Genomic DNA, 20,586 nt, shown 5'->3' on the forward strand with positions numbered 1-20,586 from the left:
CCGGCCGTCGGACGGGCCCCGGACCCGTCCGACGGCCGGGCACCGCTGCCCGTGCCGGAGCGCCGTCGTCAGCCCCCGATCTCGCGCGGGTCGCGCGGCCCCGGACCCACGTACCGCGCCGAAGGCCGCACCAGCCGCCCCGTCCGCTTCTGCTCCAGGATGTGCGCCGACCAGCCCGCCGTACGCGCGCACGTGAACATCGACGTGAACATGTTCGCGGGCACCTCCGCGAAGTCCAGCATGATCGCCGCCCAGAACTCCACGTTCGTCGCCAGCACCCGGTCAGGACGGCGCGCGTGCAGCTCCTCCAGCGCCGCCTTCTCCAGCGCCTCGGCGACCTCGAAGCGCGGTGCGTCCAGCTCCTTCGCCGTACGCCGCAGCACGCGGGCGCGCGGGTCCTCCGCCCGGTACACCCGGTGGCCGAAGCCCATCAGCCGCTCGCCCTTGTCGAGCGCCTTCTTCACCCAGGCCGTCGCGTCGCCAGTCCGCTCGATCTCCTCGATCATGCCGAGGACGCGCGAAGGGGCGCCGCCGTGCAGCGGCCCGGACATGGCGCCGACGGCCCCCGAGAGGGCCGCGGCGACGTCCGCGCCGGTGGAGGCGATGACGCGGGCCGTGAACGTCGACGCGTTCATGCCGTGCTCGGCCGCCGACGTCCAGTACGCGTCGACCGCCTTCACATGCCGGGGGTCGGGCTCCCCGCGCCAGCGGATCATGAAGCGCTCGACGACGGACTCCGCCTTGTCGATCTCCCTCTGCGGCACCATCGGCACGCCCTGCCCGCGCGCCGACTGCGCCACGTACGACAGGGCCATGACCGCGGCCCGCGCCAGATCGTCGCGGGCCGTACGCTCGTCGGTGTCCAGGAGCGGTTTGAGGCCCCAGACGGGGGCGAGCATCGCGAGCGCCGACTGCACGTCGACGCGGATGTCGCCGGAGTGGACGGGGATGGGGAAGGGCTCGGCGGGCGGCAGCCCGGGGTTGAAGGCGCCGTCGACGAGCAGGCCCCACACGTTCCCGTAGGAAACGCGGCCGACCAGATCCTCGATGTCGACGCCCCGGTAACGGAGGGCACCGCCCTCCTTGTCCGGTTCGGCGATCTCCGTCTCGAAAGCGATGACTCCTTCGAGTCCGGGTACGAAATCGGACATCAGGCGGCTCCTCTGGTGTGACTGACGCGGACTGACGCGGAAACGATCGGCTGAACCGGATGACGGCTCACGGCCTACGGCCCGCGCATCCGATGTCAGAAGTTGTCGGCGCCGATACGGATCCACGGTCGTTGTCGTACGACTCGCGGTCCGGAACGGTCATCCGTTACCCACCGTCCTGCCCAGCACGGACATCGAATCAACCATGCCACGGCTCCGGCATTGCGGGAGTATGGGTCGCGTGCCTCACACTCCGTCCGCCGAGAGCCCGGACACCGCCGAAAGCCCCGACCGCGCCGAGTCCCCCGACCCCGCCCTCATGCGCGAGCAGTACCGGGCGGCGGCCTTCCTGGAGACCGACCTCGCCACCGAGCCGATGGACCAGTTCGCGAGCTGGTTCAAGGAGGCGGTGGCCGGCGGTCTGCACGAGCCCAACGCGATGGTCGTCTCCACCGCGACCCCCGACGGCCGCCCGTCGTCCCGGACCGTGCTGCTCAAGGCCTACGACCGCCGCGGCTTCGTCTTCTTCACCAACTACGGGTCCCGCAAGGGCCGGGAGATCGACGCGAACCGGTACGTCGGCGTCCTCTTCCCCTGGCACGCGCTGGGCCGCCAGGTCGTCGTGACCGGTACGGCGTCCCGTGTCGGCCGCGCGGAGACGGCGGCGTACTTCCGCACCCGCCCGCACGGCTCCCAGCTCGGTGCCTGGGCGAGCGAACAGTCCTCGCCGGTGGGCTCGCGCGCGGAGCTGCTGGAGCGGTACGAGGACCTGGCCGCCCGCTATCCGGCCGGTGAGCCGGTCCCGGTGCCGCCGTACTGGGGCGGGATACGGGTCGTCCCGGAGACGGTCGAGTTCTGGCAGGGCCACGAGAACCGGCTGCACGACCGGCTGCGGTACGTGGCGGCGGAAGGCGGCTGGCGGGTGGAGAGGCTCTGCCCGTAGGACAGCGCCGGGAACGCAGACGACCCGCGTGCTCAGGTCCCTCCGGAGAGGAGCCGGCCGGACTTACCGGCGAGCACGCGGGTCGGGTGACTGCTTGGATTGGGCCGGTGGTTCACCGGCACCGCACGTGTGCGACGACGGGCGTCAGCCCGCAGCCACCTCACTTGTCCGGATTGAAATCACTTCCGAACCACCTCCCTTCTAGTGTGCTCACCACCCTAGGAAGCGCTCCCGCGCCCCACAAGTGATTATTTGGATTTCCACCGCACAACGATTTCGCTGAACAAGGTGTGTGCTGGGTCACCCTGGAGTTGAATGATCGTAGGTATGACCGAGCAGGCGGCAGGGGGTGCCAGGGATGAGTGCTTCCCGGAGCGGGACCACTCGCCCGCCCGGCTCCGACGGACCGGAATCCGGCGAGGCCGACGCGGCGGGCGCGGCCGAGGTGACGGGCCCGGACGGCGGGCCCGGTGCGGATCTGCTGGCCGCGCTGCTGGACGGGATGGACGCGGCGCTCTGCGCGTTCGACGCCGACGGCGTGATCACCCACTGGAACCGCGAGGCCGAGCGGATACTCGGCTGGTCCGCCGACGAGGCCGTCGGCAGGCGCGGATTCGCCGGCTGGGCCGTGCGCAGTGCCGACGCCGACGAGGTGCACGGGCGTCTCATGTCGGCGATGGGCGTGCCGGGACGGCTGGTGCACGAGTTCGCGCTGCTGCGCAAGGACGGCAGCAGGGTGCTCGTACGGACACAGTCCGCGGGCGTACGCGGGGCGGACGGCAAACCTGCCGGGGTGTACTGCGCGTTCAGCGAGGTCCACGCGCAGATCGATCTGGAGCGGTCCATCGCGCTCAGCGAGGCGCTGTTCGACGACGCGCTGTGGGGCGTGGTCCTGGTCGACGTGGATCTGCGCCCGACCGTCGTGAACGGGCACGCCGCGCGTGCGCTCGGCTCGGGCCGTACGGCGCTGCTCGGGCGGCCCCTGGGCGAGACCGTCGTACAGGGCGTCGAGGAGTTGGAGGGAGCGCTCCACCACGTACTGGCGGAGGGCGCGCCGCGTGCGCTCGCGGAGCTGTGGGTGACGCTGCGCACGCAGGACGGGAGCGAGCGGCGCCGGTGCTGGCGCAGCGGCTTCGTACGGCTGGCGTCCCCGCTCGCGGAGGAGCCGGTGCCGCTGGGTGTGGGCTGGCTGTTCCAGGACGTCACGGAGGCGCGGCTGGCGGCGCAGGAGGCGGACAAGCTGCGCTTCCGCACGAGCCAGCTGCACCGCGCGGGGCGGGCCGCGGGCGAGTGCGAGGACCCGATGGAGGCGGCGCGGGTCTGCCTGGACTTCGCGCTCGTGGGCTTCGCGGACCACGCGCTGATCGATCTGGTCCTGGGCGGGCCGGCCCCGGTCGCGCCCTACGGCGGCGACGTGCCGCCGACCCGGCTGGTACGGGTGGCGGCGACGCCGGCCGGCTCGGCCGGACCCTGCCTGCCGGTCGCGGCCGGCGGCATCCCGGTGCGGTACCGGGACGGTCACCCGGCCCTCCAGGCGGTGTCCCGCAACGGCTCGGTACGCGCGAGCGCCCCCACGGGCGCGTCGACGACCCCGACCTGGTCGGTCTCGCGCCAGTGGCCCCCCGACTCGGTGCACGCGCTCTGCACGGTGCTGCGCAGCCGGGGCAGGACGCTGGGCGTGGTCACGTTCCTCCGCGGCACGACCCGCCCCTCGTTCGAACGCCAGGACGCGATCTACGCGGAGGACGTCACGGCCCGTATGGCGGCCTCCCTGGACCTGCTGACCCTGCTCGACGGCGAGCCCGGCCCGGAGGCTTGACGGCCCGGCGTCCGACGGGCGGCCCCCGGGGCGTACGACCCGGAGCCCGCCTTCACCATCGGCTGACCCCGCATGCCTCGCCCCGGCAGTCGCCGGCGCCGCCGTATCCGCCGCCGCGCGGCGGTAGCCCTCGGACGCCGGACCTCCGCCGGGCCTCCGCCAGGCATACGCCTTGCCGCCGGGGACATGCCGGGAGGCGGCCCCCCGGGCGTGCGGCCTGGGTTCACCCGCCGCTGAAGCGTCCGTCGGCGCCGGGCGCCGCAGTCGGCCTCAGCGGCGGGCTGCCGCCCGACGCCCCGGCTGGGCGGTAGCCACGGACGCCGGACGTCCGACGTTGGCGAGCCCGGTGCTCCGGCCGCTCGGGCGGCGGGCCTCCGGGCCTTCCGCCCGGCCGCCGGCACGCCGGCACGCCGGCCCGGCGTGCCGGTCGCCGCCGGCCCGGCCCGGCCCGGCGCGTTTAGTGCCGGTAGAAGATCCGGTCCCCGTACTCCGTCATCACGCGGCCGTTCCACTCGTGGCCGCCGTCCACGTTTCCCGAGCGCAGCAGCGGGGGTTCCACGCCGCGGTCGACCAGGCCGCCCGCCGCCGTCGCCACCATCGCCTGCATCAGCGCGCTCGTCACCACCGTCGACGCCGGTGCGAACGGTGCCTCGATCCCCTCCGCCGACAGCTCCGCGTCGCCCACGGCGATCTTGCTGTCGAGCACGATGTCGCAGTGGTCCTTGAGGTAAGTCCCGGACGCGTGACGGGACTTCGTCTCCGTCGCGTACGCCACCGATGTCACCCCGATCACCTTCAGACCCCGCGCCCGCGCGTTCAGCGCCATCTCCACCGGGAGCGCGTTGCGTCCCGACAGCGAGATGATCACCAGGACATCGCCGGACCTCGCCGGGCTGGAGTCCAGCACGGCGCTCGCCAGGCCGTCGACCAGCTCCAGCGCCGAGCCGAGCGTCGCGGGCATCACGTCGACGCCCATCACGCCCGGCACGTTGAGGAGGTTCATGACGGCGAGACCGCCGGCCCGGTAGACGACGTCCTGCGCGGCGAGCGAGGAGTGCCCGGCGCCGAAGGCGAAGACACGGCCGCCGGAGGTCACGGTGTCGGCGATCGCTTTTCCGGCCGCTTCGATGTTCGCGGCCTCCTCGTCGCGTACGCGCTCCAGCAGACCGATCGCGGCGCCGAAGAACTGACCGGCCAGCGTGCTCTCGCTCATTCGGAAGACCTTCCGTAGGGGGCGGAGAAAAGGGCGGAAAAGAAGACGGACAGGGGAGGGAATGCCTGTGCCGCGGATCACGTTGCGGTCTGGACCTTTACCGTGTCAATACGGCTTCGCCTTCGGCGGCTTCCCGCACGGCACGGTTGTCGGTGCGATGCGTCAGAATTGAGCACGGGGCCTGCGCACGGTTGTTTTCATGTCACAGCATCGAGGGGCACGTATGTCCGGACTGATCGACACGACGGAGATGTATCTCCGCACCATCCTCGAACTGGAAGAGGAAGGTGTGGTCCCCATGCGCGCCCGGATCGCGGAGCGGCTGGATCAGAGCGGGCCGACGGTCAGCCAGACCGTGGCGCGTATGGAGCGGGACGGGCTGGTGCAGGTCGCGGGCGACCGGCATCTGGAGCTGACGGAGGAGGGGCGCCGGCTGGCGACGCGCGTGATGCGCAAGCACCGCCTCGCCGAGTGTCTGCTCGTTGACGTGATCGGCCTGGAGTGGGAGCAGGTGCACGCGGAGGCCTGCCGCTGGGAGCACGTGATGAGCGAGGCGGTCGAGCGCCGGGTCGTGGAGCTGCTGCGGCACCCGACGGAGTCGCCGTACGGGAACCCGATCCCGGGCCTGGAGGAGCTGGGCGAGCACGCCGGGGCCGACCCCTTCCTCGACGAGGGCATGGTGAGCCTGGCCGAGCTGGACCCGGGCGCCGAGGGCAAGACGGTCGTGGTGCGGCGGATCGGCGAGCCGATCCAGACGGACGCACAGCTGATGTACACGCTGCGACGGGCGGGCGTGCAGCCCGGCTCCGTGGTGAGCGTGACCGAGTCGCCGGTCGGCGGGGTGCTCGTGGGCAGCAGCGGAGAGGCGGCGGAGCTGGACTCCGAGGTCGCCTCGCACGTCTTCGTCGCCAAGCGCTGACTTCCCTCCGGGGATCCTGACCTCGGTCCCGGGTCCCCGGGGCCGAGTTCTTGGCACCCGGGCACGGCTGCGGAGAGTATTCCTTCGGCGACGGAGAATACGAATTCCCGGCGGAATGGCAGCGGGCGGGCGATTCGCGTGCCAGGCTTGCCCGGGGGCATATGACCTGAGGGCAGCGGTCGCGGAGCGTGGCCCGTGGCCGAGGAGGGAGCGGGGCTGTGCGCCTGACGCCTGTCGCTGTGCCTGTTGTCGCCGCTGTGTCTGTCGCGGGCCTGTCGCGCCCGCCGCCGGGGATCCGTACGGCAAGGGCCCCGGCGCCCTGAGGCGCCGGGGCCTGTCCTCCCCGCTTCCGACCCGGAGCCCCGAGCTCCCGGGGTCGGTCCCCACGGACCCTCATCCCCGAGTGGTCCGCCTCCCGCAGGAAATCTCCCCTCCGCCGCTCTGGACAACCGTTGACCACGGTCACTCGAACGAGCGGTGTTGGGTGCGGCGGCCAGGTTTTCGAATAGGAGTTCGATAGTCTGGGAGCCGCATGACCGAACGGCACGGAATCGGGCCGGTGCCATCGGACTCGACCACTCAGGACCGAAGGGGGTGCCAGGACACATGGTGCAGCGCATCGATGTGAGCGGATTCGACGGGCTGCGGCTCGCAGCCTGGGAGTTCACCGACCAGCCCGAGGAGCGGGCCGAGACCGGGGCCACCCCGGGTGTGCTGCTGCTCCACGGCCTGATGGGCCGCGCCTCGCACTGGGCGGCCACCGCGCGCTGGCTGTCCGGGCGCCATCGGGTCGTCGCGCTCGACCAGCGGGGCCACGGCCTCAGCGCGAAGCCCCCCGACGCGTCGTACACCCGCGAGGCGTACGTGTCGGACGCCGAGGCGGTGATCGAACAGCTCGGCCTCGCGCCCGTCACCCTTGTCGGCCACGCCATGGGCGCGCTGACCGCGTGGCAACTCGCCGCGAAGCGGCCCGACCTGGTCGGGGCGCTGGTCATCAGTGACATGCGGGCGTCCGCGCTGGGGGCGGCTTCGCAGCGCCTGTGGGACGACTGGTTCCGCGCCTGGCCCCTCCCGTTCAAGACGCTCGCCGACGTACGGAAGTGGTTCGGCGAGGACGACCCCTGGCTGGAGGGGCCGAATCCGGGCCGCGGCGAGTTCTTCGCGGAGGTGATGACCGAGCGCGCCGACGGCTGGTGGCCGGTCTTCTCCCGCCGTCAGATGCTCACCTCACGCGCTACGTGGGTCTACGACGCGCACTGGGAGGAGCTGGCGCAGGTCCGCTGCCCCACGCTGGTCGTGCGGGGCCTGGACGGCGAGTTGGGCCGCGCGGAGGCGCAGGAGATGGTGCGGGTCCTGCCGCGAGGGGAGTACGCGGAGGTGGACGACGCCGGGCATCTCGTGCACTACGACAAGCCGGAGGCCTGGCGCGCGGCGATAGAGCCGTTCCTGGACGGTGCGTTGACGCCGTAGCGCGTTTCTTCGGCGGCCGGTCTGAATCGTTTCGGCTCAGACCGCCGCGCTGCCGGTGAGCCGTTGCGGGGTGATCCGGATCGTGACGCGTACGGCCTCGGGCGGGAGGTCCAGATACTCCTGCCCGGCGCCGGGCCCCTCGTACTTCTCGGCGAGCGCGACGGCCGTCCGCCTGCCGGCGTCCTCGGTGACGGTGGCCGTGCCGCGTACCTCGACGTAGATCTGCGAGTCGGCCGGGTCGAACACGCTGAGGCTGACCCGGGGTTCACCGGCCAGGTTCGTCACCTTGCGCCGCCCGGCCTGCGAGGAGATGACCAGATCGTCCCCGTCGATACCGACCCAGACCACGGAGGACTGGGGGCTGCCGTCCGGGTTGACGGTGGAAAGGACGGCGGGGTTACGGCCGTCGAGGAGCTTCCGGGCGGCGGCGCTGAGTATCACAGTCATGCGGCGAGCTTAGGTCCTGTCCGGCGGATCTTCGCGGGCCCGGTCGGCTCGGCGGTACGACGCGGGGCCGTGCCGCGGGGTCGCCCCCGGCCGTCACCGGCCGCGCGGCCGCACGCACCGGTCCCGCAGGCCCCGCCCGCCTGTCGGTGGGGCGACTTGGCGGCACGCCCCCGGTCGTACCCGCCAAGTCCCGCCCCGCACGCGGCGCCTGGCGCGCACGAAGCGCGCCGTGCCGGGCGTCGCGTGCCAAGCGGGACTTTGAAGACACGCCCCAGGCGCCGAGGGCTCATCCGCGCAGGTACGCCGGACAGGACCCAGGCGAGCCCCCTCAGCCCTTGCTCACCGCCGTCAGGATTTCCGGCAGCGTCGATGCCGTGCGGGGTGCCGCCAGGCGGACTCCCGCCCAGGCGATCAGCGTGCCGTACGCCGTGCCCACCGGAAGCACCAGCCACGTCCAGCCGTTCGCGCCCGACGCGTGCAGGGCGATCGAGAGGCCGATCACCGGTGCGCACAGCAGTGCGCCGCCCAGCATGCCGCCGAGGATGGAGATCCACGCGAGCCCGGCCTGGCCGGGGGCGACGTTCTTGTACGCGCTGTCCTGCGGGATCGAGTACGGGAACCGCGCCGACGCCACCGCCCCCGTCGCCATCATCGCGCCGAGCAGCGCGAAGGACAGCCCCAGTGCCTCCGGCAGCGCCTGCCAGTCGCCCAGCAGCCCGGCCGTCAGGATCGTCACCAGTGCCGAGTACGGCAGCGTGATCACCAGCAGGGCGAAGGCCCGTGCCCGTAGTTCCAGATACGCGTCGCGCGTCGAGGAAATCGTCAGGGCCACCATCCAGAACGCGGAGGTGTCCTGCCCGAACTGGTTGTACATCTGGACCCCGAGCATCCCCGCCGCGAAGCAGGCGAGATAGATCGAGCCGTTGCCCTGGAGGGCGTTCACCAGCGGCACGATCAGGCCGACCGCCAGCGAAGTGACCCACGCCGCCTTGGTCTTGGGGTCGCGCCACACGTACCGCAGGCTGCGCTGCATCACCGTGCCCGTACGTCCCGCGGGCAGCAGCCTGCTGAGCGGCCCGGACGCGGACTCCTTGCGGGCCGGGCCGGAAGCCGCCGCGATCGTCGAGCCGTCCGGGGCGGTCATCAGCTTCACCAGCGAGCGGCGCCACCAGTACAGGAGCGCGGCCAACGCGGCGAGCGACAGCAGCAGTTGGGGCACCGCAAGCCCGTACGCGCCCTCGCTCACCGAGTCCACCGCGCCGATCGCCGACGCGGGCGGCACCCACCGCAGGACGTCCGCCACCGGGTCGAGCGCCGACAGCCCGCCCGCCTCGTTGAGCCGCTGGACACCGAAGTTGACGAACTGGATACCGACCGCGATCACCAGACCGCTCAGCACCGCCAGATCCCGCCCCTTGCGTGACGTCAGCAGCCGGATGTTCGCCGCTGCCACGGCGCGCGACAGCGCCACGCACACCAGCAGGGCCAGCGGTACGGCGAGCACCGACACCACCACCGCGCCCGCGCCGTGCCCGACGGCGATGGCCGAGCCGAGCACCAGGCAGAGCGTGAACAGCGGCCCGATCCCCACCAGGGACGCGGCCAGCAGCGCGCCGATCAGCGACTGGGGCCGCAGCGGCAGCATCACGAGCCGGCTCGGGTCGAGCGTCTCGTCGCCGCTGGGGAAGAACAGCGGCAGCATCGCCCAGCCCAGGGCCACCAGCGCGGTCAGTACGACGACGAGGGTGGCCGCGCCGTCGTTCCCGCGCAGCAGGATCAGGCCGAGCAACTGGCCTGCGGCGATGAGGAGGGCGAAGACGACGGAGACGACGTACGCGGCGGTACGGCCCGATGACTGGCGCAGCCCGTTGCGCAGCAGCGACAGCTTCAGCCGTACGAAGACGGGCGCGAGCGCGCGGGTCCCCAGGGTGACGACCGGCGTCGTACCGGAACCGACGGGACCGGCTGATCCGGCCGGACCCGCCGCTTCCGACAGCCCCGCGCTGTCAGCGGCGGCGGCGCTCATCGGGCACCGCCCAGCCAGTCCAGGGACTCGCCGGTGTCCCGCCCCTGCGCGCCGACCAGTTCGAGGAACGCGTTCTGGAGCGACGGCGCGTCGCCCCGTACCTCCGCGAGGGTCCCCTGCGCGCGGATACGGCCCGCGGCCATCACCGCGACCCAGTCGCACAGCGACTCGACCAGCTCCATCACATGGCTGGAGAAGACGACGGTCGCGCCGGACTCGGTGTAGCGCTCCAGCACGCCGCGGATCGTCTGCGCCGACACCGGGTCGACGCCCTCGAACGGCTCGTCCAGGAAGAGGACTTCGGGGTTGTGCAGCAGCGCCGCCGCCAGCCCGATCTTCTTGCGCATACCGGTCGAGTAGTCCACGACGAGCTTGTGCTGAGAGTCCGCCAGGTCCAGTACGCCCAGGAGCTGCGTGGCGCGCTTGTCGACCTCGTCACCGGGCAGCCCCCGCAGCCGGCCGGTGTATCCGAGGAGTTCGCGCCCGGACAGCCGCTCGAAGAGCCGCAGCCCCTCGGGCAGTACGCCGATCCGCGCCTTGACCGCCGCCGGGTCGCCCCAGACGTCGTGCCCGGCGACCTGGACCCGGCCCATGTCCGGCCGCAGCAGGCCGGTCACCATGGAGAGCGTGGTCGTCTTGCCCGCGCCGTTCGGGCCGACGAGACCCACGAACTGGCCGGCGGGCAGATCGAGATCGATCCCGGCGACGGCGACCTGCTCGCCGAAGCGCTTCCACAGCCCCTCCACGCGTACGGCGGGAGGCGGCGTCGCCGCACCCGCCGTACGCGCCCCGCCCGCCCCGCCTTCCGAGCCCACCGCGTCCGCCGCGCCCGCAGCCGGCGGCACCACCCGCTCCGTCCGTCCTGTCCGCTCCGCCGCTCGGTCCGGTACGTGTTCCGGCATGCCGCACTGCCCTTCGGTGTTCCTTTTCGTGGTGTCGAGAAGACCCACCATAAGACCGCTCCCCTGCGGCCCCTCAGGGACAAACTCAGGGACAGATCTCAGGGACGGAGGGGATCAGGCCGGACGACCGGCCCTGGCCGCCGCCGCGTCCCGGCCGCACGCGTACGCCAGCGGGCTGATCAGCTCCTCCACGTCCGGCAGCCAGCGGTTGGCCGGAGTCGGCCGCCGGGCCCACTGCACCGCGCCGGAGCCGCCGACGCGGGTGGGCGGCGCCGCCACGTACCGCGCCTCACCCAGGGGCACCAGATCGATCGCCGACGCCGACCAGCCCAGCTTCTTCACGAGGCCGCCCACCTTCAGCGAGCCGCCCGGCAGGACGAAGAAGACCATCCGGCGGTCCGGGGTGCAGGTGACCGGGCCGAGCGTCATCCCCATCCGCTCCATCCGCGCGAGCGCCAGGAACCCCGCCGACTCCGGCACGTCCAGGGCGTCGAACGTACGGCCCGTCGGCAGCAGGATCGACGCGCCGGGCTGTTTCGACCAGAGCCGGCGCGCGGCGACCCCGCTGCCCGTCGCCTGGGCCGCCCAGTCCGGCCGCGTGGGATGCGCCCCGGGGGCCGGGCAGTCGGCGCGGTCGCACGAGCACCGTTCCCTGCCGTCGACCGCCTCCAGCCAGGTGCCGGGGAACACGTCCCAGTGCCGTTCCTCCGCGTACCGTACGGCGGTGTCCAGCAGCAGGTCGCCCCGCTGCTTGGGGATCTGCGCGGCGTCCGCGACGCCCGTCACTCCGATGGTCTTGTCCACGGAGAGCACAACTCCCGCCCGGACCTGGGGTTACGGGCGCCGGCAACCGTCGCGCAGGAGCATCGATCCTGCACGTGGGGCGCACTGAGGCATGGACGGGGGCGCGTAAGAGGTTGCGCCACGTGGATGGGTAACCACAATTGGTGACCGGGGGTTGCCCTTTGGGAGGCCCGAGGTTGAGTCACGCACACCTCGACGCCAAGCGGGCGGCGTTTCCGAGAAGTTACCGAAGATTGCTGATTTCGACCATCGCACGCATTCACGGCAGATCTGCCGGGCAGTGATCACTCTGTCGATCACTGCGGCCACAGGGGGTATCCATTGGCAGCCAGGCCTCTCGTCGCCCGTCAGCCGAACGAACGGTTGCAAACACTCATCCAGGAAGCCGCCTGTTCCAACGCCGGTCTCGCCCGGCGGGTCAACATGGTCGGGATCGAGCGCGGTCTCGACCTCCGCTACGACAAGACGTCCGTGGCGCGCTGGCTGCGCGGGCAGCAGCCGCGCGGCCGGGCCCCGGGGATCATCGCCGAGGCGCTGGGCCGCAAGCTGGGGCGTACGGTCACCATCGACGAGCTGGGGATGGCCAACGGCAAGAATCTCGCCTCCGGCATCGGCCTCCAGTTCTCGCCGACGGTCGTCGGCGCGATCGAGCAGGTCTGCGAGTTGTGGCGCAGCGACGTGGGCCGGCGTGACTTCCTCTCCGGATCGGCGGTGGCCTCCTCCGCCCTCGTCGAGCCGAGCAGGGACTGGCTGATCACGGGCGCGGACGCGTCCGTGGCCCGCAACACCGGTGCGCGGGTGGGGGATTCGGACGTCGCGGCGGTCGCCGCCATGACCGAGGCGCTGGTCGACCTGGACCACCGCTTCGGCAGCGGCCATGTCCGCCCGGTCGTCGTGCACTATCTGAACAGCGTGGTGTCGGGCCTGCTCTCGGGGTCGTACCGGGAATCGGTCGGCCGCAGGCTCTTCGCCGACGTCGCCCGGCTCACCGAGCTCGCGGGGTACATGGCGGTGGACACGGGTCAGCCGGGGCTCGCCCAGCGGTACTACATCCAGGCGCTGCGGCTCGCGCAGGCCGCGGGGGACCGGGGATACGGCGGCTATGTGCTGGCCGCGTCCATGAGCCATCTCGCGGCCCAGCTCGGAAACCCGCGCGAGATCGCCCAGTTGGCGCGGGCCGCGCAGGAGGGCGCGCGCGGGCACGTCACCCCGAGGGCGCAGGCCATGTTCCTGGCCGCCGAGGCGCGGGGGCACGCGCTGCTGGGCGACGCGAGCCAGTGTCACGCGGTCGCGGGCCGGGCGCTCACCGCGCTGGAGCAGGCGGATCCGGAGCAGGACGACGACCCGGCGTGGATCGCGCACTTCGACCACGCCTATCTGGCCGACGAGCTGGCCCACTGCTACCGCGATCTGGGGGAGCCCGATGCGGCGGCGCGCCACGCCTCCGACTCGCTGACGGGTCATCCCGAGACCCGCTCCAGGCGGCGGGCGATCGGCCTCGTCCTGCTGGCCACGGCGCAGGTGCAGCAGCGCGAGGTGGAGGAGGCGTGCCGTACGGGCACGCGCGCGGCGGAGCTGCTCGGCACGCTGCGCTCCAGCAGGGGAGCGGAGTATCTGGACGATCTCCAGCAGCGGTTGGAGCCGTACGGCTCGGAGCCCGCCGTACGGGAGTTCAGCGCCCGGCTGGAGACGCAGGCCGCGTGACACGGCTTTGCTACAACTTCCGCCGGGGGCAGGGGCGGGGGTGCTGCGGTCGGTGGTCGTGCGGCCACGGCGCGGAGTTGGCGCGGTGGCCGGTGGGGCGGGGCGCGACCCGAGTGCGGCTCCGTGACCGGGGCGGATGAGGGATGAGACCGGTCGCGGGGCCGGCGGGACGCGGGTGTCCGATTGACCCGCATCGTCGGAAGGTGTCTTGAACAGGCGGTTGGTGACTGGTTCCAGGCGCGTGGCAGGGCCGCTGAAACACCCGGTAGCGTGAACTGACGATTCCGTAGGTCCACACTAGGAGTCCCGGTGACGCAAAGCGGACAAAGGGACGAGTCGCAGTTGCCTGCCTCTCGGCCCGCGCACGAAGGCATCGTGCTGCCCGCCGACGGCGGTCCCCCCTTGATCCCCGGGGCCCCGGCGGACCAGTCCGCCCCGGCCGACCAGACGGCCCCGGCGGGCGGGCAGCCGTGGGGGCAGCCCTGGGGGCCGGGTGCGCCACAGCCGCAGCCGGAGCTGGAGGGTCAACTGCCCCCGCAGCAGGACCCGGGCGCCTACGGGTCGTACGGAGGCGGAGGCGGGGGCGCGGACGGGGGCTACGGCTACCCGCAGCAGCCCGAGTCGCTCCAGCAGCACTACCAGCCTCCTCAGCAGCAGTCCTACCAGCCGCCGCAGCACCAGCAGCCCCTGCCGCCCGCCCACCCGGGGCCGCTGCCGCAGGCGCTGCCGCCGCACCAGGAGCCGCCGCAGTCCTACGGGCCGCCGATGGCCGGTGTGTACGGCGCGCAGCCGCTGCCCGCCGAGGCGCCCCCCGGCGGCAGCGCGGACGCGACGCAGTACATACCGCCGGTGCCTGCCGCGGCCGGGCCCGCCGACGCCACGCAGTACATACCGCCGGTGCCGTCGTACCAGCAGGGCCAGACCCCGGGCGGGCTGCCGCCCGAGCGCCCGGCCGAGTCCACCCAGTACCTCGGCACCGTCCAGCCGGGCCCGCCCGCGCAGGGCACCTCGGACGCGGACGCCACGCAGTTCATCGCGCCCGTCCCCGCGGGGGACCCGAACGAGATCCCGGCCGCGCCCCAGGGCGCCCCGTACGGCATCCGGCCCGGCGCCCCCGGCGACCGCCAGCCGCCCGCCGAGTTCGACAGCCTCTTCCGTACGGAGGCCCCCGGCGGGGGCGGCGCCGTGCCGGACGAGACCCAGCAACTGCCGCAGATCGACCCCGGCGCGGGCACCGGCCGCAGGCGCGGCGGGCAGGCCCGCACCCAGCAGCCCCACGGACAGCAGGGCTACGGCGCCACCCCGCCCCCGTACGCGCAGCAGGGCGCCCCGCAGCAGCCGTCGGGCCCGCAGGGCCGGGCCGCAGGGCGCCGCAAGTCCTCACCGGTCCCGCTGATCGCCGCCGTGGTCGTCGGCTGCGCGGTGCTCGGCCTCGGCGCCGGCTGGCTGATGAGCGGCGACGACTCCGAGAAGCAGGACAAGAACCAGACCGTGTCGTCGGAGTCCTCACCCTCGGGCCAGGGCGGCGACCCGGCCGAGGAGGACCCGGCCAAGCCCCAGGCCGAGGAGCTCGACAAGCTCCTCGCCGAGAGCAACGACAGCCGGTCGGCGGTGATCAGCGCGGTCGACTCCATCAAGAGCTGCAAGAACCTGGACCAGGCGGTCACCGACCTCCAGGACGCGGCCGACCAGCGCCGCGACCTGGTCTCCCGCCTCAAGGAACTGACCCTCGACAAACTGCCGCAGCACGCCCGGCTCTCGAACTCGCTGACCAATGCCTGGCAGGCCTCCGCCTCGGCGGACGACCACTACGCGACGTGGGCGACCGAGGCGAAGACGAAGAAGGGCTGCCGCGGCGGCAAGGCCCGCACCACAAAGGCGGCGGCCGAGGGCAACCGTGCGAGCGGCGAGGCGACGGCGGCCAAACAGAAGGCATCGGGCCTCTGGAACGGCATCGCGTCCAAGTACGGCCTCACGGAACGCGCCCCGACGGAACTGTGACAGCGCGCGGGATCCCCTGTCCAAAGGGAACGGGGGGCCCGGGCTCGCTTTCCGCTCTCGCGTGGGTCTGTGTGTGCGACATCCCGCGAGTTTCCCTGAGCCCTGCTGAGTCCTTGTCCCTGTGGCCAGGGTGTTCTGTCTCCTGGGAGTGTTCTTCGAGCCGATGACGTAACTTCACGATTCTTGAAGCGGAGTTCCGGTCGTGCGGACTGCCGAAGTCCTCGTTCGTCTCGGCCTGTTCACCGACGACCGTGCCTCAGCGGTCGACCGGTGGCTTGACCGCAAGGTTCACGAAGGTACCCCGGGCATCCGTCGCGACGCCGAATCCTGGGTCCGCACCCTGCTCGACGGCGGTCCGCGGTCGGAGCCTCGGGCGCGCCAGAAGTGCGGGGCGTGTGCCTTGATTTCCCTCGCGGCGGCCGGCGCGGCCTCGAACCGCGGGCGGACCCGGACCCGGGTACTGATCTTCTCGGCGAAGATCTTGTCCCGTGGGATGCCGTGTCCGGCGAGTGGGGGTGCCGGTGAGAACCGGCGGTGATCAGTCCTCGGACCTGGCAGGTCGGGGCAGTTCCGGCGTATTGGTCGCCTCGGCGAGTCCGAGGCGACCGCCCTTCAGCTCGGGCACGTAGGTGTGGATCGTGTTCCTGGAGACGCCGAGGAGCTTCGCGATCGAGGTGACAGTGTTCTCCGCGCGGGCGAGCAGAGTGCCCCGGCGCGCCACGCAGGGTGCCGGGCGGCGTGTCCGTTTCGAGGACATACCGCCGGTACGGCGGTTCCGCCGGGGCAAGGGCGATCGCGGCTTTCCGGCTGGTACTACGTGGCGGCCACCGGCGGCCACGCCGAGAGAACGTCAGTGGGTCGCACTCCGGCGGAGGACCCGGCGGAGCCAGCGGAGGCGGGTGTCGCGTGCGTCCAGGCTGAGGGCCGCCTGGGGTGCGAAGGTGTCGAAGCCGTGGAAGGCGCCGGGCCAGACGTGCAGTTCCGCCTGGCCTCCGGCTTGCCAGATGGCGTTCGCGTAGGCGATGTCCTCGTCCCTGAACATCTCGGCCGACCCGACGTCCAGGTAGGCGGGGGGAAGGCCGGACAGGTCCGTGGCGCGAGCGGGAGCGGCGTAGGGCGGCACGTCCGCGGTGCCGTACGCGTCACCCAGCAGCGCCTGCCACATGGTCGCGCTGGAGACCCGGTCCCCGGTGCCGATGCCGTTCAGCTGGTGGCTGGAGAAGGTGGTGCCGCGGTCGTCGAGCATGGGACACAGGAGGAGTTGCCCGATCGGCTCCGGGCCGCCCCGGTCACGGACCAGCAGAGCGAGCGCCGCGGCGAGCCCGCCGCCGGCGCTCTTGCCCCCGATGATGACTCGCTGGGCGTCGACGCCCAGCGCATGCGCGTTCTCGACGGCCCAGACCAGTCCGGAGTAGCAGTCCTCCAACTGCGCGGGATACCGCGACCGCGGTGCCAGCCGGTACTCGACGGAGATGACGGCCAGCCCCAGCGGGAGAGCCCAGTCAACCAGCAGCCGCGGAAGCACGGACCACGCGTTCCCCATGACCATTCCTCCGCCGTGCAGGTAATACAGCAGCGGAAGCGGCCCGGTGAGCCCGGCCGGCCGGGCGCTCACCAGGGTGACGTCCGGCTCGCCACGCCGGCCCGGCACACGGAGTTCCTCGACCTCGAAGCTGCCCTCGGCCCGCAGGTCCGAGAGCGTCGGCCTCGGCCGGGCAGCGGCATCGCGCTCCTGCCTGGCCACAAGGTTGTCAGCGGTCAACGGCACCCTCGCCGAGGACGCCCCGAGTCCCTTGGCCGACAGCGCGGCGCCCAGTTCGGCATCGAAGGGAGGTGCCGGAGCACCCTCCGCAGCGGAGTCGGCCGCTGGCGACGAGCCATTGACACCCATGACGCTCCTTCTGCCGGGCGGGACGGCTCTGTCCGGGCAACCATCCGCTCCGGCAGCTTACTTGACAGCGCCTGTCCACGACCGGCCCGAGGGCGGCGGACGCATACTCTCCGACGGGCGCCTACGCGAACGCCATCCGGAGGCCGTAGAAGAGGTCCTTGTTCGCGGAGTTCCAGTTCTCCACCACCCGCAACCCCGCTGCGGGAGATCACCACATCGGCCAGAGCCAGCCCGCCTGCCGTACCCACCCACAGCACGTCGACCACCCTGCCGAGCGGAGCGAGACGAGCCTGCCCCGGGGAGAAATCAACCATTCCCGGAGACTGACGCGCCGCCCCACCGGCGGCTTACGCCCTCGTGTCCGCGTCGCTCAGGGTGCCCCGGACGTCCACGAAGCCGTCCTTCAGGGCCACCAGTTGGCCGTCGCGGACCACCTGGAAGGTGACCTCGCTGTTCACGATGCGGGGGAAGCCCGGGAGGCCCAGCATGTCCTCGTAGCGCCAGCGCAGTGGGGGTGTGAGGCCGCCCGTGTCGACCTTCGCGCCCGTGTCCAGCGCGTGTGCGAGCGTCGCCGAGGAGATCGTGTCGCGGTCGATCGACTCGATGACCGACCTGAGCGCGGTGTAGGCGATCCAGGTGGTCTGGACGCCCGGGTCCGAAGGGTCGATGCTCGCGTCGCCGAAGGCGTGCTTCTGGAGCACGTCGCGCATCGGCTCCCAGGCCGGGTCGGAGGCCTGCGGGTACCAGCCCGTGACGTACGCGCCCTCGAAGAGGCCCTTCGCGCCGCCCGTGCGGTCCACCAGCGGCTGGCCGACGCTGCCGAGCACCGAGGAGATGCGGACGTTGCCGCCGTCGTCGGGCAGGCGCCGGTAGGAGTCGAAGAACGTTTCCGTACGGTCGCCGAGCACCGCGGTGACGCAGCCGTCGGCCGCGTTCTCGCGGGCCTTCTCGGCCGAGGCGGTGTAGTCGGTGGCGTCCTCGGCGGCGCGGACGTCCGTCGCCTTCTCGCCGTCCCCGTCGCCCTTGTCCTTCTCTTTGCTGAGGCCCGAGTTGAGCAGCTCCGGCATCGCGTCACCGGTGATCGTGTCGGGCCGCACGATGGAGACCCGGCCGCACTCCCCGCCCAGCTGGAGGCCGTTCCCGGCCAGCAGCGCTGCCTGGCCGCCGTTGACCGGGTAGGAGACGAAGCTGCTGAATTCGCGCTCGGTTATGCCGTAGCCGCCGAGGTACGGGATGCCGGCCGCCTCCAGGGGCGCCATGAAGGCGTTGCCGTGCTGGCTGTACGAGCCGACGACGGCCGTCACGTCCTTGTCGGCGGCCAGACGCGCGCAGTCGGCCGCGCCCGCCGAGGTGTTGCGCTCGTTGCAGGTCAGCACGCGCAGCTCGTGGCCGTCGATGCCGCCGGCCTCGTTGACCCACCGCGCGTACGCCTTGGCCATGGCGGGCATGCCGGGCATGTTCGTCGCGCCGGTGCCCTCGGGCGCCCATGTCATGACCGTGACGGGCTCCCTGGAGCCCCCCGGGTCACCAGGGAGCACGCCACATCCGGTGACCACCGACGTCCCGGCCGCCACCGTGCACAAGGCGCGGACCACGGGATTCCGGCGGAAGTTGTGAGGGAAGGACGAGCGCTGCTGCCTACCGGTCATGTATCCGCACACTTCCGGCCTGTGGGTAACTGCCAGGTGGGGCTTGTTCAACCACACATGACCACGAGGTGAATTACAGGGGGCGAATATCGTCACCACCGGACTGACCGTACGATCTGCTGCTGTGCAGCAAGGTTCGGATAACTCTTCCCGTCGTGGCCGTCGCTCCTCCACCATGGGCGGCATGCCGCTCAATGACATTCCTTGGTGGCGCTGGCGCAGCAACGTGCGCTCGGCGCTGCACATGCTTTCCGATCCCGTCTTCCACCAGGAGTACTGGCTGGCCGGCCGCGAGGGGTACGGCGACGTCACCGACGCCGTGTACCGGCTGGTCGAGGACACCTGGCTGGACAACTGGTCGGCGGAGAAATACGTCGGGACGATCTTCCGTGACTCCGGTGAGGCCGCGCTGGTCGACGTCGCCGTCCTGCGGGTGCTGCGGATCATGCACCAGGTGGGGCCGGACGCCCCGATCGCGGTGTATCTGGAGCACCACGGCTGGCCGGAGGCCGTGCGGGCGGCGCGTGAGGCGCATGTCAGGCTCGCCGTGAACGACGGCGAGGACCCGGACACGGTGCCGCGCTCGCTGGACGTGCTGCGGATCCTGACGCAGTCCGCCTGAGGCCCGGGGGCGCACGCGGTGCGCGCGGTGGGCTCGGCCCGGCGGTTTCCGGTGGGCCGTGCGGGTGCCGGTCCCGTGTGGAATCCTCAGGGTTCATGAGTGCCGCGCAGCAGTCCGATGCCGGGTCCGACCGGCCCGCCGCCCTGTCCGACCAGTACGTCCTGACGCTCTCGTGCCCGGACAAACAGGGCATTGTGCACGCCGTGTCCAGCTTTCTGTTCATGACCGGATGCAACATCGAGGACAGTCAGCAGTTCGGCGACCGTGACAGCGGTCTCTTCTTCATGCGGGTCCACTTCTCGGCCGAGACACCGGTGACCGTGGAGAAGCTGCGCGCGAGCTTCGCCGCCGTGGGCGACTCCTTCCGGATGGACTGGGAGCTCCACCACGCCGGGGACCGGATGCGGATCATCCTGATGGTCAGCAAGTTCGGCCACTGCCTGAACGACCTGCTCTTCCGGTCGCGGACCGGCGCGCTGCCCGTGGACATCGCCGGCGTCGTCTCCAACCACACCGATTTCGCCGAGCTGGTCGCCTCGTACGACATCCCCTTCCACCACATCCCTGTGACCAAGGACACAAAGGCGGCGGCCGAGGCCCAGCTGCTGGAGCTGGTCCGCGCCGAGGACGTCGAGCTGGTCGTCCTCGCCCGCTACATGCAGGTCGTCTCCGAGGACCTGTGCAAGCAGCTGAACGGCCGGATCATCAACATCCACCACTCCTTCCTGCCGAGCTTCAAGGGCGCGAAGCCGTACCACCAGGCGCACGCCCGGGGTGTGAAACTGATCGGCGCCACCGCGCACTATGTGACCGCCGACCTCGACGAGGGCCCGATCATCGAGCAGGAGGTCGAGCGCGTCGGCCACGAGGTCACCCCGGAGCAGCTGGTCGCGATCGGCCGCGACGTGGAGTGCCAGGCGCTGGCCCGCGCGGTCAAATGGCACGCCGAACACCGCATCCTGCTCAACGGCACCCGCACGGTGATCTTCGCGTAGCCGTACGCGTGAGTACCGCGCGCCCGCCAG

The 20,586-nt window shown here is 72.0% G+C and carries 17 protein-coding genes; 8 read left to right on the top strand and 9 right to left on the bottom strand.

Annotated features, from left to right (window positions below; genetic code table 11):
* Positions 1-68: 68 nt before the first annotated feature.
* On the bottom strand, positions 69-1,151 hold the full coding sequence (locus OIE74_RS21985; protein WP_329386269.1) for a citrate synthase 2: 1,083 nt from the start codon (positions 1,149-1,151) through the stop codon (positions 69-71).
* Positions 1,152-1,470: 319 nt separating this feature from the next.
* On the opposite strand from OIE74_RS21985, the gene pdxH reads away from it, so the two are divergent.
* Both pdxH and OIE74_RS21995 read left to right on the top strand, forming a co-directional pair.
* Complete coding sequence (gene pdxH / locus OIE74_RS21990; RefSeq protein WP_329392386.1) at positions 1,471-2,094, top strand: pyridoxamine 5'-phosphate oxidase; 624 nt, start codon at positions 1,471-1,473, stop codon at positions 2,092-2,094.
* A 358-nt stretch (positions 2,095-2,452) separates the two neighbouring features.
* On the top strand, positions 2,453-3,913 hold the full coding sequence (locus OIE74_RS21995; protein WP_329386270.1) for a PAS domain-containing protein: 1,461 nt from the start codon (positions 2,453-2,455) through the stop codon (positions 3,911-3,913).
* Positions 3,914-4,370: 457 nt separating this feature from the next.
* Here OIE74_RS21995 and OIE74_RS22000 read toward each other — a convergent pair whose 3' ends face one another.
* Entirely contained in the window at positions 4,371-5,126 is a 756-nt protein-coding gene (locus tag OIE74_RS22000) for an SIS domain-containing protein (RefSeq protein WP_329386272.1), read from the bottom strand.
* Between the two features lie 223 nt (positions 5,127-5,349).
* Between OIE74_RS22000 and OIE74_RS22005 the strand changes: the two genes are divergently transcribed.
* The gene (locus OIE74_RS22005) at positions 5,350-6,045 is read left to right on the top strand and encodes a metal-dependent transcriptional regulator (protein ID WP_329386274.1); all 696 of its coding nucleotides are present in this window, start codon (positions 5,350-5,352) and stop codon (positions 6,043-6,045) included.
* A gap of 606 nt (positions 6,046-6,651) precedes the next feature.
* Positions 6,652-7,515, top strand: coding sequence for an alpha/beta fold hydrolase (locus OIE74_RS22010; protein WP_329386276.1), 864 nt, complete (start codon positions 6,652-6,654; stop codon positions 7,513-7,515).
* A 36-nt stretch (positions 7,516-7,551) separates the two neighbouring features.
* On the opposite strand, the gene OIE74_RS22015 is transcribed toward OIE74_RS22010, so the two are convergent.
* The 4 genes from OIE74_RS22015 to OIE74_RS22030 form a co-directional block, all read right to left on the bottom strand.
* Positions 7,552-7,962, bottom strand: a complete 411-nt coding sequence (locus tag OIE74_RS22015) for a PPOX class F420-dependent oxidoreductase (RefSeq protein ID WP_329386278.1) — start codon at positions 7,960-7,962, stop codon at positions 7,552-7,554.
* Between the two features lie 328 nt (positions 7,963-8,290).
* On the bottom strand, positions 8,291-9,988 hold the full coding sequence (locus OIE74_RS22020; protein ID WP_329386280.1) for a transporter: 1,698 nt from the start codon (positions 9,986-9,988) through the stop codon (positions 8,291-8,293).
* Positions 9,985-10,890 (bottom strand): ABC transporter ATP-binding protein, encoded by a 906-nt coding sequence (locus OIE74_RS22025; protein ID WP_443076374.1) that lies wholly within the window; start codon positions 10,888-10,890, stop codon positions 9,985-9,987. The genes OIE74_RS22020 and OIE74_RS22025 overlap by 4 nt, the downstream gene beginning before the upstream one ends.
* A 114-nt stretch (positions 10,891-11,004) precedes the next feature.
* On the bottom strand, positions 11,005-11,694 hold the full coding sequence (locus tag OIE74_RS22030; RefSeq protein ID WP_443076186.1) for a bifunctional DNA primase/polymerase: 690 nt from the start codon (positions 11,692-11,694) through the stop codon (positions 11,005-11,007).
* A 321-nt stretch (positions 11,695-12,015) separates the two neighbouring features.
* Here OIE74_RS22030 and OIE74_RS22035 point away from each other — a divergent pair, with 321 nt between their 5' ends.
* Positions 12,016-13,398, top strand: coding sequence for a transcriptional regulator (locus OIE74_RS22035; RefSeq protein WP_329386285.1), 1,383 nt, complete (start codon positions 12,016-12,018; stop codon positions 13,396-13,398).
* 309 nt (positions 13,399-13,707) lie between these two features.
* Positions 13,708-15,399, top strand: a complete 1,692-nt coding sequence (locus OIE74_RS22040; RefSeq protein ID WP_329386287.1) for a hypothetical protein — start codon at positions 13,708-13,710, stop codon at positions 15,397-15,399.
* A 538-nt stretch (positions 15,400-15,937) separates the two neighbouring features.
* Here OIE74_RS22040 and OIE74_RS22045 read toward each other — a convergent pair.
* The 3 genes from OIE74_RS22045 to OIE74_RS22055 all read right to left on the bottom strand — a co-directional run bounded on the left by OIE74_RS22045 (position 15,938) and on the right by OIE74_RS22055 (position 18,939).
* Positions 15,938-16,120, bottom strand: coding sequence for a hypothetical protein (locus tag OIE74_RS22045; RefSeq protein WP_329386289.1), 183 nt, complete (start codon positions 16,118-16,120; stop codon positions 15,938-15,940).
* A 129-nt stretch (positions 16,121-16,249) separates the two neighbouring features.
* Positions 16,250-17,290: an alpha/beta hydrolase fold domain-containing protein gene (locus OIE74_RS22050; protein ID WP_329386291.1), complete on the bottom strand. Its 1,041-nt coding sequence runs from the start codon at positions 17,288-17,290 to the stop codon at positions 16,250-16,252.
* 347 nt (positions 17,291-17,637) lie between these two features.
* A complete protein-coding gene (locus OIE74_RS22055) occupies positions 17,638-18,939 on the bottom strand; it encodes an ABC transporter substrate-binding protein (protein WP_329386293.1) in 1,302 nt (433 codons plus the stop codon).
* A 175-nt stretch (positions 18,940-19,114) separates the two neighbouring features.
* On the opposite strand from OIE74_RS22055, the gene OIE74_RS22060 reads away from it, so the two are divergent.
* Together OIE74_RS22060 and purU are read left to right on the top strand one after the other, a co-directional pair.
* On the top strand, positions 19,115-19,561 hold the full coding sequence (locus OIE74_RS22060) for an SCO4402 family protein (protein WP_443076187.1): 447 nt from the start codon (positions 19,115-19,117) through the stop codon (positions 19,559-19,561).
* A gap of 95 nt (positions 19,562-19,656) precedes the next feature.
* Positions 19,657-20,556, top strand: coding sequence for a formyltetrahydrofolate deformylase (gene purU / locus OIE74_RS22065; RefSeq protein WP_329386297.1), 900 nt, complete (start codon positions 19,657-19,659; stop codon positions 20,554-20,556).
* The last annotated feature ends 30 nt before the right edge of the window (positions 20,557-20,586 follow it).

This window comes from Streptomyces sp. NBC_01716, assembly GCF_036248275.1.
Lineage (GTDB): Bacteria > Actinomycetota > Actinomycetes > Streptomycetales > Streptomycetaceae > Streptomyces.